This is a genomic window from Pacificispira sp. (assembly GCF_965228185.1).
In the GTDB taxonomy this organism is placed as follows: Bacteria; Pseudomonadota; Alphaproteobacteria; order UBA8366; family Aestuariispiraceae; genus Pacificispira.
Map to the genome: position 1 here is coordinate 510,114 of NZ_CBDDHE010000002.1, position 14,441 is coordinate 524,554.

A 14,441-nucleotide genomic window follows, 5' to 3' on the forward strand; every position below is an offset into this window, starting at 1 on the left:
TTCATAGCGTTCCGAAAGGGCGGGCCCAGGGCTCGCCCTTTCGGCTTTGAAGGGGACATCCGATGCCGGAATGGCTGAAAACACTTCTGCGCCCGGTCTATTTCCGTGTCGATCATTGGCGCGGCAATCCGGGGTTCGATTTCCACCGCCTGCCGATTGTGGACATCGTCCACGAATACGACGCGGTCTATTCCTATATCCTGGACGCAAGGGGCGCCCCGGATTTCACCGCCGGGCAATATGCCCATGTCATCGCGCCGGGCGCGATCCGGGACAACCACCATGTCCGGCACATGTCCTTCGCCAACGCGCCCCAGGAAGCCGGGGTGCTGTTCAGCATGGACTGCGCCTCCGCCTCCCGCTTCAAACGCCGGTTCCGCAAGGCCAGGCCGGGCGACATTGTGCGCCTGTTCAAGGTTCGCGGCGATTTCACCCTAAAGGACGAGGAAGCCGGCCGACCGGTCCTGTTCATCGCGGGCGGGATCGGGATCGCGCCGATCCGGTCGCTGATCGCCCAGATGGACGCCGGCGGGCGACAGAACTGGGCGTTGGTCTATGCCGGACGCGGGACCTTGTATCGGGACTTCTGGGCGCAATTCCCGGATCAGGTCGCCTTCGCCGACCGCCAGACCGTCTTTCCGAAGGTCGCAACCGCGCTGACCGGCCTCGACAGGCCGCTGATCTATCTCTGCGGCCGGGACGCGTTCATTGCCGACACGACCGCCTTCCTGACCGGACAGGGCATCGCCCCCGCCGATATCCGCACCGAAAACTTCTCCCACTGAGACCGATCCCCATGGCCGAAAATTTCGAACGCAAAAATTTGTTCCAACTGACGCTGCCGCTGTTCCTGTTCGGGATCATGACCATCGGCGTCACCTTCGCCGACACGATGATGCTGGCCAACTATTCCGACGATCTGGCGGCGTCTGTCAGCATGGCGAACCAGGTGCTGGGCCTGGGCTATGACCTGTCCGGCCTGATGTCCGTCGGCGCCTTGATCCTGATCGCCCAATTCCTGGGCCGGAACGAGGTCGACAACGCCAGGGACATCGCCCGCGTCGGCTTCTGCGCCAGCGTCGGTTTCGGGGTGATCATCGCCGTCGGTCTGGGCGGCGGCGCGACCTATTACACGGATTGGATCAACACGCCGGACGAGATCCGCGGCGATGTGCTGATCTATATCTACAGCATCTCGCTGACCATGGTGTATTACGGCTTCATCAACACCGCGATCGCCGCCTTGCGCGGTTTCGGCCGGACGATGGAGATCCTGTGGCTGGGGATCATCGGCAATGTCGCCTATCTGGCGGCGGAATACGCCTTCGTCTACGGCTTCTGGATCATCCCGGAAATGTGCATCTACGGCGCGGCCCTGTCGACCGTCCTGATCCGCAGCCTGAAATTGCTGCTGCTGATCTGGTTCCTGCAATACCGGATCGGTCTGACCATCTTTCCCCTGCCCCGGAATGTCTGGTCGAATTCGATCCGCATCCTGAAACTGTCCTATCCCAGCGTCGGCGAGGCCCTCGGCTATCAGCTCTACCAGCTTGTCATCGTCTCGCTGATCGCCGGACTGGGCGTAACGGCGATCCTGACCCGGTCCTATACGCTGACCATCACGCAGCTTCTGGCGATGATCGTCATCGTCATCTCCTACGGGAACGAGGTCCTGGTCGGATACGACAAGGGCGCCGGCGACAACGAAACCGCCTTCCGCCGCGCCGTGAAGAACGCCGTGATGACCGGTATCGCCGTGACCGGCATCGCTGCCGGATTGTGGCTGGGCGGGGAATTCCTGATCGGCCTGTTCACCCAGGATGCAGCGGTCGTCGCGGCGGTGCAGACGATCCTGATGCTGCATATCATCGTCACCCCGTTCCAGACCGTGAACCTGATCCTGTTCAATTCGCTGAAGGCGGCGGGGGATGTGAACCGGCCGGTAATCGTCAACCTGTCGATCACGTTTGCCCTGGCCCTGCCGCTGGTCTGGCTGTTCGCCGATTACCTGGGATACGGGGTCAAGGGCCTGTGGTACGCGTTGATCCTGGAGGAGATGGCGAAGGGGACGGCGATGTTCCTGCTGTGGCGCTACCGATCCTGGCAGCGGCTGAAACTGGTGGAGGATACCGACGGCCAATCTTCCTACGCCGTTTGAGCGGGCCGGCGCGATCAGATGCCGCGATCCGGCCAGGTGTCGTTGACGCGGTAGCCTCCCGGCCAGGGATCGTCGGGGTCCAGCATGTGCTGATGCGTGCCGGTGATCCAGGCTCGGCCGCTGATTTCCGGCACGATGGCGGGCCGCCCCCCGACCGTTGCATGCCCGACGATCCGGCCGGTGAAGCGCGAACCGATGATGGAGCGGGCGTGGAAACATTGGCCCTCGGTCATCCGGCCGCGCGCCGCCAGGAGCGCCATGCGGGCGGAGACGGCCGTGCCGGTCGGCGACCGGTCGACCTTGCCGGGCTGGATCGCGACGGCGGAGGCCGCTTCGAACCCGTCCGGCGTTTCCTGCAACGGCCCGGCAAACAGGCAGAAGGAAATGTGCCGCCAATCCGGATTGTTCGGATGATCGAAGCCGAGCTGCGCATTCGCCGCCGCGATGATCCGCGATCCGGTCCGGGCGATATCGGCCGCCTCGCCCGCCGCGATGTCGAAGCCCAGCGCCGCGGCGTCCACCACGACGAAACTGTCGCCGCCGAAGGCCGTATCGACCCGGATCGTGCCCAGGCCTTCGACCTCCAGAGCCGCGTCCAGTGCGCAGGCGAAGGACGGCAGATTTCGGACATGGATGCGCTGCGCCTTGCCGTCACGGCATTCGGCCCGAACCCGGATCAGACCACCCGGCGCTTCCAGCACCAGATGGGTTTCCGGTTCCGTCATCGGCAGGATTCCGCCATCCAGCAGCACGGTCGCGACGCAGATCGAATTCGACCCGGACATGGGCGGCGTATCTTCCGGCTCCATGATGATGAACCCCATCTGGGCGTCCGGATGCTTCGGCGGAACCAGCAGGTTTACATGGCGGAACACCCCGCCGCGCGGCTCGTTCAGGACGAAGTTGCGCAGGGCCCCGTCGCGGTCGATGAAGCGGCTTTGTTCCCACAGGGTTTCGCCCGGCGGCGGCGCGACGCCGCCGACAATCACATCCCCGACCTCGCCCTCGGCGTGGCAGGAAATGACATGGATCGTCTGGCTGCTGCGCATGGCGGTCCGGCCTTGTCGAAGACTATGCCTGTTCCTGACATTCAATGCAGACCCCGCGCAACTCTATCGTGGTCTTGCGCAGCAAAAACTTGACGTCCTTCGAAAGACCGTCGAGCTGCCGGGTCAGACTGTCATCGCCGATCTCCGCCACCTGACCGCACCGTTCGCAGATCATGAAAGCGATGGTCTCGTGGCCATCGCAACCCGGATGCCGGCAGGCGACGAAGGCGTTGAGGCTTTCGAGGCGATGGACGAGGCCCAATTCGACCAGCTTGTCCAAGGCCCGGTAAACCTGAAGCGGCGCGCGAAGGCCCTGATCGCGCAATTGGTTGAGAATGGAATAAGCGCTGAGCGGCCCGTCAGTCCGCGTCAGGGTACCCATGACCAGGGATTGGTTCTTCGTAAGATCGTCAAACTCTTGGCCGGATTCGCTCATGACCCGTCCCCTTTGACCGGGCGGCGCGGCAAGGCGGGCAAGATCGACAGAACGAACAGGGCGAGCGCCGCCACGACAATGCTGGGTCCGGCCGGCGTATCCCAGTTCAATGATCCGAATAGCCCGCCGACGACGGAGACCGCGCCAATTCCCGCGGCCAGCAAGGCCATCTGTTCCGGCCCCGAGGCGAAGCGGCGCGCGGCCGCCGCCAGAATGATCAGCATTGCTGTGATCAGCAGCACCCCGACGATCTTCATGGAGATCGCGATGACGGCCGCCATCAACAGCATGAAGACCAGATTGGCCCGGTCCGGATTCATGCCTTCCGCCTCTGCGACCTCACGGTTGACGGTGGCGGCGAAAAGGGGCCGCCAGATCGCCGCCAGAATGGCCAGCACCACGGCGCCGCCCAGCCAAATGACAGCGATATCCATCTTCGAAACGGCGAGAATATCCCCGAACAGAAGACCCATCAGATCCATTCGGACCCACGTCATGAAGCCCAGCACGACAAGGCCAAGGGCCAAGGCGGAATGGGCCAGAAGTCCCAGCAGTGCGTCCGATGACAAGGTCGCCCGCCGCTGCATGAGGATCAGCGCGAGCGACACACAGGCCGAGACGGCGAATACGGCGATGGTCACGTTAACTTCGAACAGAAAGGCCAGCGCAACGCCCAGCAGGGCGGCGTGCGACAGCGTATCCCCGAAATAGGCGAGCCTGCGCCAGACGATGAAACAGCCGAGCGGCCCGGCTACGAGTGCGACGCCGATTCCCGCCAGAACGGCACGCGTGAAGAAATCGTCAAGCATCGTGCAGCTCCTCGTCTCGTCGCTCCGCCGCCGGCTTATGGGGATGGTCGTGGCCGTGATCATGACCGTGGTCGCCGTGATCGTCCGTGATCGTGCCGTCGGCATGCATGACGCGGCCGTCGGCCAGATGGGTATGGTCGTGATGATGTTCGTAGACGGCCAGGGCCGATGCCGCGCGCGCCCCGAACAGCGCCTTGTATTCCGGGCTGGACGCAACCGTCGTCGGCGTCCCGGAACAGCAGACATGGCCGTTGAGGCAGACCACCCGGTCGGTTGCGGCCATAACGACATGCAGATCGTGCGAGATCAGCAACACGCCGCAGTTCAGCTCGTCCCGGATTTGCTTGATCAGATCGTAGATCGCGATCTCGCCGGTGAAATCGACGCCCTGAACCGGTTCGTCCAACACCAGAAGATCGGGCTGGCGCGCCATGGCGCGGGCCAGCATGACCCGCTGGAACTCCCCGCCGGACAGGGTTCGCACCTCAGCGTCGACAAGATGCGACATGCCGGTCGCGGCCAATGCCTTGGCCGCATTGTCCTTGGTGACGCCGCCGGACAAATACATGAACCGCCGAACCGTCAGGGGCAGCGTCCAATCGATCGCCAGTTTCTGGGGCACATAGGACACGCGCAATCCGTTGCGTTGTGCGGCCGCGCCCTCGTCCGGCCGCAGCAACCCCAAGGCCATCTTCGCCGTCGTCGATTTTCCTGATCCATTTGGTCCGATCAGGGTGACGATTTCACCGAGATCGACCTTCATGGAAACGCCACGCACCAGCCAGCGGCCGGTCCGGAATACGCCCGCGTTTTCCAGCGTGATAAGCGTGTTTTCTATGTTCGGCATGGAGTGATCACAGGTCCAATTTTTTTAAATGGCCGGGGATTGCGTGCGCTTATGGCACACGTTATACCGTAACGCAATTGCGGTACGGTATAACATTTCGTGCCCAAACTCCCCGACCATTTGGAGGCTCCATGCGACAGATCCGATCCCTGCTTCTCGCGTCCACCATGTTTGCCGTCCCGACCGCCGCTGCACAGGCGGAAGTCAATGTGGTCGCCTCCATCAAACCGGTCCATTCGCTGGTCGCCGCGGTCATGGAAGGTGTCGGCGAACCGGGGCTGATCGTGGACGGGGCCGGATCGCCGCATACCTATGCGCTCAAGCCTTCCCAGGCGCAAATGCTGCAGTCCGCCGATGTCGTGTTCTGGATCGGGCACGAGATGGAAGCGTTTCTGGAAAAGCCGCTGGAGACGCTTGGCGCCAATGCGAAATCGGTCGAATTGATCGATGCGCATGATCTTACCAAGCTCGGCTTCCGCGAAGGCGGTGCTTTCGAAATGCATGACCACGAGCACGGTCATGACGAGCATGGTCACGACCACGATCATGAGAAGAAGGCGGAGCATGATCACGGCCATGACCACGATCACGACAAGAAGGCAGAGCACGGTCATGACGAGCATGGTCACGACCACGATCACGACAAAAAGGCAGAGCATGATCACGGCGACCATGGAGATGGCGAGTTCGATGCGCATGTCTGGCTCGACCCGCTGAACGCCAAGGCCCTGGTCCACGAAATCGAAGAGGCCCTCGCCGCCGCGGATCCGGAAAACGCGGCACGTTATGAGGCGAATGCAGAAGCCCTGATGGCCCGCCTCGACAGCCTGATCACTGAGATCGACGGCGAATTGACGCCTGTCAAAGGCAAGGGCTTCATCGTCTTCCACGATGCCTATCGCTATTTCGAAAACCGGTTCGGCGTTACGGCCGCCGGGTCCATCACGATTTCGCCAGAAGTCATGCCGGGCGCGGAACGCGTTGCGGAAATTCAGGCGAGGGTGGCGGAACTCGGCGCGGCTTGCGTCTTCGCGGAGCCGCAATTCGAACCGAAGCTGGTCGCGACGGTCGTCGAAGGAACGCCTGCAAAGACCGGCGTTCTGGACCCGCTTGGGAGCGAATTCGATAACGGGCCGGATCTTTACTTTGCACTGATCCGCGGCATGGCGCGGTCGATCAAGACCTGCCTGGCCGAAGCGAGCTGACTGGCTTCGCATCGCAACACTTTGTCAGGATAGCCGAAACACCCGGAAGCGCTCGGCAGAGCAATTGCCAAGCCATCCGGGTGTGTTAGCGGGGGTACCGTTAGAGCGGAGGTCTGTCAGCGCCGGAACAGCCGGTCGCGCAGAACGCCCCACAGCAGCGCCAGGACACTGAGTTGCCGTTGCTGGGCTTCGCCGATGTCCTCGCCGGCCAGAAGTCGGCCAAGATTTCCGGCGAAATCCGACGACAAGCGCGACGTGAAATCCCGGACCAGGCCGGATCGGCCGAACTGCGCCAATGGGCCGGTCAGCTTGAACCGCACCTCGATATCGACGGCGGTCCGTTCCTCAGCCTCGGTGCGCAGTGCATAGGTGAGCTGCCCCTGAACATTGGTGCCGCTCTTGGCATCCGCCCCCTCGCCGGAAAGGACGACGCGTCGGGCACTGGCATCGACCTGCTGGTCGAGCGTCCCGTTGAACCCGGCCGAAATCGGACCGAAGCGGATGGTCAGGCGGCCCTGGATCCGGTCACCCTCGACGGCCATGACCTCCGCACCCGGCATGCAGCGGGCGACGGTCGGGATATCGGTCATGACCTCCCACAATTTGGTGCGGGGCTGCTCGGCCTTCATGACAAGGGTCAGGACGGTCCACCCATCGTCGTCCACCCGCATGACGGGCTTGCTGATCGTCGCGGACACCGCGCCCGAACCGGCCGCTGCATCCTTCCGCTCCGCAATCTCAAAACTCGGTGGCGGCGCGTCCGGCGCGGCGCGGCCAAGCGGCACGATCGGTGCCCCGCAAGGCGCCTTCTCCGCCGCCGTTTCCGCGATCACATCGGAAATCGCCTCGACAATCCCCTGATAACCGGTGCAACGGCAAATATTTCCGCTCAACGCATGACGGATCCGGGCCTCGTCCGGCGTATCCAGCCGATTCACGATGTCGCGCGCCGTGACCAGCATGCCCGGCGTGCAGAAGCCGCATTGCAGCCCGTGGCGTTCGGAAAAGGCCTTGCGCAGCCGGGCCATGGTCGGGTCCTCGTCGAACCCTTCGACGGTGCGGATATCGGCCCCGTCGCACGCGGCGGCCAGGGCGATGCAGGACCGGCCCGGCTGTCCGTCGATCAGGATCGTGCAGGCACCGCAGACCCCTTGCTCGCAGCCTAGATGCGTTCCGGTCAGCCCCATTTGGCCGCGCAGGAAATCGGCAAGATGGGTCCGGGATTCGACGGAACCGCTGACCGGCTGCCCGTTCACGGTAAGGGTGATCGATTTCATGACGGATAGACCTGTTGGATCGCACGCCGCAGCGCGACTTCATGTTGGCGGAGCGAGACCGGATTCGCATCGGGCAGGGCCGCGCGAACGGTATCGGCAAGACCGGACAGGGCCGCAGCCCCCTCGGCCGCGAGCCGCCGGGAGAAATCATCCAGGACGACCGGCGCGCCGTCCGTCGCGCCCATGACAACGCGGCAATAGCGCTGGCCCGGGTCGACAACCAAGGCGCCGATCGCCTCCGCGAATTCGCCGACCTTGCGGCAGATCTTGTAATAGCCCCAACGAACCGATTCCGACCGCTTGGGGATCCGGATGGATTCGATGATCTCGCCATCGCGCAAGGCGGTGGTGAACGCGCCCTGCATGAACCCCGTCATGGGCACGTCGCGGCTGCCGTCCGCACCGCGCAGGGTCAGGACCGCATCGAGCGTCGTCAGCGTCGTCACCCAATCCGCCGCCGGATCGGCATGGGCCAACGATCCGCCGATGGTGCCCCGTGTGCGGACGGCCCGGTGGGCAATCCCCCGCGCGACATACTGCATCATGCCCCCGGCCGGGTCCGGAACCTTGCCATCCTCGAATTCGGCATGGCGAACGGCCGCCCCGACGGTCACGGCACCGGACGCATCCTCTATCCGACGCAAGGCCGACGTCGCAGCCAACCCGACCAGGGCGGACGGGCGTACCAGGCGCAGGTTCAGCATCGGCCCCAGGGATTGGCCGCCGGACATCACCTTGACGTCGGCGCCGGACAATTGGGTCAGCGCCTCGTCGACGGTCTCCGCGGCGGAATAATCGAAATCGACGGGCTTCATGCCACGGCCTCCGAAGCTGCCTTTTCCTCGGCCCGGATCAGGGCTTCCAGAATCCGTTCCGGGGTCGCCGGGATGCGGGTCAGTTCGACGCCGCGATCCTTCAGCGCATCGTTGATCGCGTTGACGATGGCGCCCGGCGGCGCAATTGCCCCGCCTTCCCCGACCCCCTTCATGCCATGGGCGGAATAGGGCGAGGGACTTTCGATATGTCCCATCTTCATGCGGGGCACTTCGAAGGCGCCGGGCAGGGTATAATCCTGCAGCGTCGATGCCAGCGGCTGCCCGTGAACGTCATAGGGCGATTCCTCGAACAGTGCGGTGCCGATGCCCTGGACCGCGCCGCCGATCAACTGGCCGTCGACGATCATCGGGTTCACCATGCGCCCGCAATCGTCCACGACGGCATAGTCCAGCAGTTCGACCTGACCGGTATCTTCATCGACGGCAACCACGGCGGCGTGGGTCGAATAGGTGAAGACGCCGCTGTCGACCTTCGGCTTATAGCCTTCGGTGACTTCCAGCCCCATCGTGTCGACATTATCCGGAAGCTGTTCCGGGCGCAGATACCAGGCCTTGCCGACATCGGCGAAGCTGATGCTGGCCTTGCCGGAATAGATCGCGCCGTCCTTCAGTTCGACGCTGTCCTCCGAACATTGCATCAGATGCGCGGCGATACGGCGGATGCGCCGGGCCAGTTCGATGCTGGCACGCGATACCGCCCCGCCGGCCATGACCATGCCGCGCGACGCATAGGCGCCGGTCGAATAGGGGGTCGACGCGGTATCGCCCAAGGTCACGCGCACGGCATCGAAGGCAATGCCCAGTTCCTCCACCGCAACCTGGGACAAGGTCGTTTCCAACCCCTGCCCGATCGTGTGGATGCCTGCCCGGATTTCCAGACTGCCATCCGGCGTCAGGCGCACGGTCGCCTGTTCATAGCCGGGCACCAGCGGGATGCCCCAGCTTGCGAACACCTTGGTGCCGTGGGCCGATTGTTCGGTGAAGGTCGAGAAACCGACGCCGATCCGCCGGCCGTCCGGTTCTCCCGAGGCCTGCCGTTTGCGCACGCCCGCCACGTCGATCAACCCGGCCGCCATGCGCAGCGATTCCGGATAATCGCCGCTGTCATAATGCTTCCCGGTCACATTCGTGTAGGGCATCTGCGCCGCCTGCACGAGGTTCTCGGCGCGCACATCCATCGGATCCCGGCCGACCTCGCGGGCGATGGCGTCGATCATCAGTTCGATCGCGAAACACACGCCCGGCCGTGCAACCCCGCGATAGGGCGTGAAGGGCGGCTTGTTGGTCGCGACGGAGAAGGTCTTGCAGCGATAGACCCGGAAATCGTAAGGGCCGGGCAGGTTGCCGCCGGCCTGGGCCGCTTCCAGACAGGCGGTGAAGGGCCAGACCGAATAGGCGCCGACGCTGACGGTCACTTCGGCGTCCAGGCCCAGCAAGCGGCCGCGTTCGTCGGCATAGGCGGTCAGTTTGTAATGATGTTCGCGCGAATTCGCCCCGGCGGTCAGATGCTCGCGCCGGTCTTCGATCCATCGGAACGGACGGCGCTGCGTCATCGCCAGCCAGGCGACGCAGATCTCTTCCGGTTGCAGCACGCACTTATAGCCGAAGCCGCCGCCGACATCCGGCGGGATGACCCGGATCTTCGCCTGATCCAGACCCAGCGTTTCCGACAGGCCGGTCCGGATCATGTGCGGCACCTGGGTCGAGGTATAGACGACCAACTGTCCCGCCTGGAAATCCCAATAGGCCAGAACGCCCTTGCCTTCCATCGGGTGCATACATTGCCGCCCGGTAGTCAGTTCGCGCGACACCTTGACCGGCGCCGTTTTCGCCAGATCGTCGATGTCGCCGTTAACGGCGGTCGTCAGGAACAGATTGTCGCCCCATTCGTCATGGACCAGGGGCGAGCCGGGGCGCCGGGCGTCGAGACTGTCAACGACCGCGGGCAGTTCCTCGATATCCAGGCCGACCGCTTCGGCCACGTCCTCGGCTTCCGCACGGGTCGGGGCGATGCACATGGCAATGCATTCCCCGACGAAACGGACCTTGTCCGTCGCCAGGGCGGGATAGTTCGACGTCTTGAAGCCGGGGATGCCGGAATTCGCCAGGATCGGATTGACCCCGGTCAGGTCGGCGGCGGTGAAGACACGATCTTCCAGGCCGGCCGGTTTCGTGATCCCGCGGATTCTGCCATGGGCGACGGCACTGCGCCGGAACGCCACATCCAACAGGCCGGGCATCGCGATATCGGAGACAAAACGGCCCCGTCCATGAAGATGCCGTTCGTCTTCCTTGCGGATGACCCGCGCGCCGATCCCGTCTTTTGCCATCTCAAAACTCTCTTACATCCGAAGAAGGGACGGCCGGCATCGCGCGTCCACGCGATGCCGGCCGCACGAACACCCGATCAGAGCCCGTAGGGGAAGTCCAGACCGCGCGCCTTCATGAAGGCCAGTTCCGACGTGTTGGTATACGGCATCACCTGCTTCCGGAAGGTCATCTGGCTGGTATAAACTTCCTTGCTCAGTTCGTCCGCTTCACCGGCTTCGGCGATGACCTTGCCGGCCACTTCGCCCAGCGTCTTCAGCGTCGCTTCGTCCAGGAACTTCATTTCGACGCCATGTTCGGTTTGCAGGGCCTGATAGGCCTGCGCGTTCTTGGCGACGAATTCGGACAGGACCACGCTGTTCGCGGTTTCGTTGGCCAACTGCACGATGGTCTTCAGATCGTCCGGCAGATCGTCCCAGGCCTGCTTGTTGATGAAGCAGTCCAGAACGCCGCAGGGCTCCATCCAGCCCGGCCAGTAACAGAACTTCGCGACTTTGTGCAGGCCGAACGCCATGTCGTTGAACGGACCGACGAAGTCAGCACCGTCGATGGCATTGGTCTGCAGCCCCTGGGGCACTTCGCCCAGCGGCATCTGAACCGGCGTCGCGCCGATTTCGCGCAGCACCTTCGCGCCCAGCCCGCCGGAGCGGATCTTCATACCTTTATAGTCGTCGATGCTGTTGATTTCCTTGTTGAACCAACCGGCCGACTGCACCGAGGTATTACCGCTGGGCAGGAATTTGACGCCCATTTCGCCATAGATCTTGTCGGCGATTTCCTGTCCGCCACCGAAGCGGAACCAGGCGTTCTGCTCTTGGGTCGTCAGGCCGAAAGGCAGCGGGGTAAAGAATTGAACCGCCGGCAGCTTGCCCGCCCAGTAAGCCGGATAGCCGTGGCCCATTTCCAGACCGCCATCGGCGACCGCATCCATCAGCTGCAGCGGCGGGGCGATTTCGCCGGCACCGTAAAGCTTGATCGACAGTTTCCCGCCCGAGGCCTTTTCGACCATTTCGGACACCATCTTTGCACCGGTCCACAGCAGCGGCGAGTTTTCGCGCCACGTGGCCTGCATGCGCCATTGGATCTTGCCCTGGGAAATGGCCGGGGCCGACAGGGCGGTTGCCGCCACACCACCGGCGCCCAGAGCACCGGCGGCCTTAAAGAATTGTCTGCGCTTCATCATTGTCTCCTCGTTCTCCTGTTCACTCGGGGCGGATGCCCCTTACCTTCTCCTGACCCGTCTCCGCCCTGGAGGCATCACGCGTGGATAATCAGAAGAGAAGTTTCGGCAGCCAGGTCGCGATCGACGGGAACATCCAGATCACGGCAATGGCCAAAAGCTGTATGGCGACAAAGGGGATGACGCCGCGGTAGATGGTCGGGCCGCTCAATCCCTGCGCGACGCCCTGCAGATAGAAGATCGCGAAACCGAAGGGCGGCGTCAGATAGCTGGTCTGCAGCACGATCGCCATGGCGACGCCGAGCCAGATCGGATCGACCCCCATGATGATCAGGATCGGCGCGAAGATCGGCACGACGATGAAGATGATCTCGAACGTGTCGATCATAAAGCCCAGCAGGAACATCAGGAACAGCACGAAGACCGTCGCCCCCAGCGCGCCGCCCGGCAGATCGGCCACGAAGTCGCGGACAACGTCGTCGCCGCCCAGCCCGCGGAAGACCAGCGAGAAGATCGTCGCCCCCAGCAGGATCGCGAAGATCATGTTGCTGATCATCAGCGTCGATTTCGAAATATCGAACAGCAAGGCGCGGCTGAACCGGCCCTTGAGCGCGCCCAGAAGACAGGCCCCCATAGCGCCGACCGCGGCCGATTCCGTCGCGGTGGCAATCCCGGTCAGGATCGAACCGAGCACCAGGATGATCAGCACCAGCGGCGGGATCACCGCGCGCACCATCCGCCGGCCCAGGGAACGCCGTTCATCCTCGGACATCAGCAGAGGCGGGCAGGCCTTCGGATTCAGCGCGGCGCGGATCAGCAGCCAGACGATATAGAAGCCGACCAGCAGCAGACCGGGCAACAGCGCGGCCGAAAACAGATCCGTGATGGTGACCTGCGCGCCGTCGAATCGGCCCAGTTCCAGATTGGCCTGGGTGTTGGCGTTCTGCAGCATGATGCCCAGCAGGATCAGCACCGTCGACGGCGGGATAAGCTGCGCCATCGTGCCCGACGCGCAGATGATGCCGCCGGCAAGGCTGGGATCGTACTTTGCGCGCATCATCGCGGGCAGACTGATCAAGCCCATTGTCACGACCGTCGCGCCGACAATGCCGGTCGACGCCGCGAGCAACGCGCCGACGATAATCACCGATATGCCGAGACCGCCGCGCATGCTTCCGAAGGCCTGGCCCATGGTCAGCAACAGGTCTTCGGCGATCCTGGACCGCTCCAGAACGACCCCCATGAAGACGAATAGCGGCACCGCGACCAGGGTCTCGTCGGTCATCAGGCTGACGAACCGGCCGAGGATGGAGGAGGTCATCCCCCAGACGAACAGGTCGAATTGGGCGCCGATCAAGGCGAAGAGTATGGAGACCCCTGCCAGTCCGAAGGCGACCGGGAACCCCGTCAGCAGGACGGCGAAGGTCGTCACGAAGAACAGCAGGATGAACAGGGCGTGCATGTCCTCAGCCATGATCCCGCGCCCCTTCTCCGCCAGAATTGCCCAGCAGATGAACCGCGCGGATCAGGTCGGAAAGCCCTTGCAGAGACACCAGCACACAGAAGGCCGGCACCGCGGCTTTCATCACATACATGAACGGCAGACCGTCGATGGACGGCGACATTTCCAAGCTGAAAACCGACCGCAGCACCGCGTTCCACGACGCCGTGCCGATCACATACATGGCCGGCCACAGCAGGAACAGGACACCGAAAACGGTGACCACCGCGCGCGCCCGCTCGGACAGCCGGGTGTAGAGCACGTCGACACGGACATGCTTATTTTCGATCATCAGATAGGACGCGCCCAGCGTGATCACGAGGCCGTTCAGCCAGACGAAGCTTTCGGAAAGCCACGGAAAGCCGAGCTGAAACCCGTATCGCAGAATAACGACCGATCCGCCCAGCAGCACGATCACCGGCAGGCACAGAATCGCCAGATAGCCGATCCCCCGGCCAAGTCCGTCGATTTTGTCGGCGAGCCACAGTGCCGCCGACATCAGTGCACCCCGCCGGGAATGACCGCCGCGCCGACGCGCGCACATTCCTTAGGTGAGAACAATTTCATTCCCTTAGGCCCCCAAACTTCGATCCCTGATGCGACCGGCTTAGCCGAGCTCGCTGTTGTTAATAGGCAGTATACTGAGGTTTTTTTCACTGTCAATCAGACGAAAGAAAACTGCCAAACTTTGCCTTTTTCAACGGAAAATCAGGTGTTTATAGATTCTCTCAGAAAACAACATTGCTTCTCTCAGGTCTAAAATGTGTTGAATTATGGGTGACACCGCACATATACCTGCGCCCAGCACAAGGCTA

General features: G+C 63.2%; 13 protein-coding genes. 3 read left to right on the plus strand and 10 right to left on the minus strand.

The features are described from left to right. The first annotated feature begins 62 nt into the window (after positions 1-62). A complete protein-coding gene (locus tag ACO06O_RS02390) occupies positions 63-785 on the plus strand; it encodes a ferredoxin--NADP reductase (protein ID WP_421875899.1) in 723 nt (240 codons plus the stop codon). 11 nt (positions 786-796) lie between these two features. Then, a complete protein-coding gene (locus tag ACO06O_RS02395) occupies positions 797-2,158 on the plus strand; it encodes an MATE family efflux transporter (protein WP_421875901.1) in 1,362 nt (453 codons plus the stop codon). 14 nt (positions 2,159-2,172) lie between these two features. Here ACO06O_RS02395 and ACO06O_RS02400 read toward each other — a convergent pair whose 3' ends face one another. From ACO06O_RS02400 to znuC, 4 genes are read right to left on the minus strand one after another with little or no spacing between them, the layout of a single operon-like run. Continuing rightward, complete coding sequence (locus ACO06O_RS02400; RefSeq protein WP_421875903.1) at positions 2,173-3,207, minus strand: trans-3-hydroxy-L-proline dehydratase; 1,035 nt, start codon at positions 3,205-3,207, stop codon at positions 2,173-2,175. A 22-nt stretch (positions 3,208-3,229) separates the two neighbouring features. Next, entirely contained in the window at positions 3,230-3,643 is a 414-nt protein-coding gene (locus ACO06O_RS02405; protein ID WP_421875905.1) for a Fur family transcriptional regulator, read from the minus strand. After that, positions 3,640-4,452, minus strand: a complete 813-nt coding sequence (locus ACO06O_RS02410) for a metal ABC transporter permease (RefSeq protein ID WP_421875907.1) — start codon at positions 4,450-4,452, stop codon at positions 3,640-3,642. Before ACO06O_RS02410 ends, ACO06O_RS02405 begins: the two co-directional genes overlap by 4 nt. Beyond that, the gene (gene znuC / locus ACO06O_RS02415) at positions 4,445-5,290 is read right to left on the minus strand and encodes a zinc ABC transporter ATP-binding protein ZnuC (RefSeq protein WP_421876431.1); all 846 of its coding nucleotides are present in this window, start codon (positions 5,288-5,290) and stop codon (positions 4,445-4,447) included. Before znuC ends, ACO06O_RS02410 begins: the two co-directional genes overlap by 8 nt. Before the next feature lie 140 nt (positions 5,291-5,430). Here znuC and ACO06O_RS02420 point away from each other — a divergent pair, with 140 nt between their 5' ends. Continuing rightward, the gene (locus ACO06O_RS02420; protein ID WP_421875909.1) at positions 5,431-6,504 is read left to right on the plus strand and encodes a zinc ABC transporter substrate-binding protein; all 1,074 of its coding nucleotides are present in this window, start codon (positions 5,431-5,433) and stop codon (positions 6,502-6,504) included. Positions 6,505-6,620: 116 nt separating this feature from the next. Here the strand turns inward: ACO06O_RS02420 and ACO06O_RS02425 are convergent, their stop codons facing one another. From ACO06O_RS02425 to ACO06O_RS02450, 6 genes are all read right to left on the minus strand, one after another. Beyond that, positions 6,621-7,781 carry a xanthine dehydrogenase family Fe-S subunit gene (locus ACO06O_RS02425; protein WP_421875911.1) on the minus strand — a complete coding sequence of 387 codons (1,161 nt, stop codon included), beginning with the start codon at positions 7,779-7,781 and terminating at the stop codon, positions 6,621-6,623. After that, positions 7,778-8,596, minus strand: coding sequence for an FAD binding domain-containing protein (locus ACO06O_RS02430; RefSeq protein WP_421875913.1), 819 nt, complete (start codon positions 8,594-8,596; stop codon positions 7,778-7,780). The genes ACO06O_RS02425 and ACO06O_RS02430 overlap by 4 nt, the downstream gene beginning before the upstream one ends. Further along, positions 8,593-10,947: a xanthine dehydrogenase family protein molybdopterin-binding subunit gene (locus ACO06O_RS02435; protein WP_421875915.1), complete on the minus strand. Its 2,355-nt coding sequence runs from the start codon at positions 10,945-10,947 to the stop codon at positions 8,593-8,595. Before ACO06O_RS02435 ends, ACO06O_RS02430 begins: the two co-directional genes overlap by 4 nt. Positions 10,948-11,024: 77 nt before the next feature. After that, on the minus strand, positions 11,025-12,128 hold the full coding sequence (locus tag ACO06O_RS02440; protein WP_421875917.1) for a TRAP transporter substrate-binding protein: 1,104 nt from the start codon (positions 12,126-12,128) through the stop codon (positions 11,025-11,027). A gap of 88 nt (positions 12,129-12,216) precedes the next feature. Further along, a complete protein-coding gene (locus tag ACO06O_RS02445) occupies positions 12,217-13,599 on the minus strand; it encodes a TRAP transporter large permease (protein WP_421875919.1) in 1,383 nt (460 codons plus the stop codon). Then, positions 13,592-14,125, minus strand: coding sequence for a TRAP transporter small permease subunit (locus ACO06O_RS02450; RefSeq protein ID WP_421875921.1), 534 nt, complete (start codon positions 14,123-14,125; stop codon positions 13,592-13,594). Before ACO06O_RS02450 ends, ACO06O_RS02445 begins: the two co-directional genes overlap by 8 nt. Between the last annotated feature and the right edge of the window lie 316 nt (positions 14,126-14,441).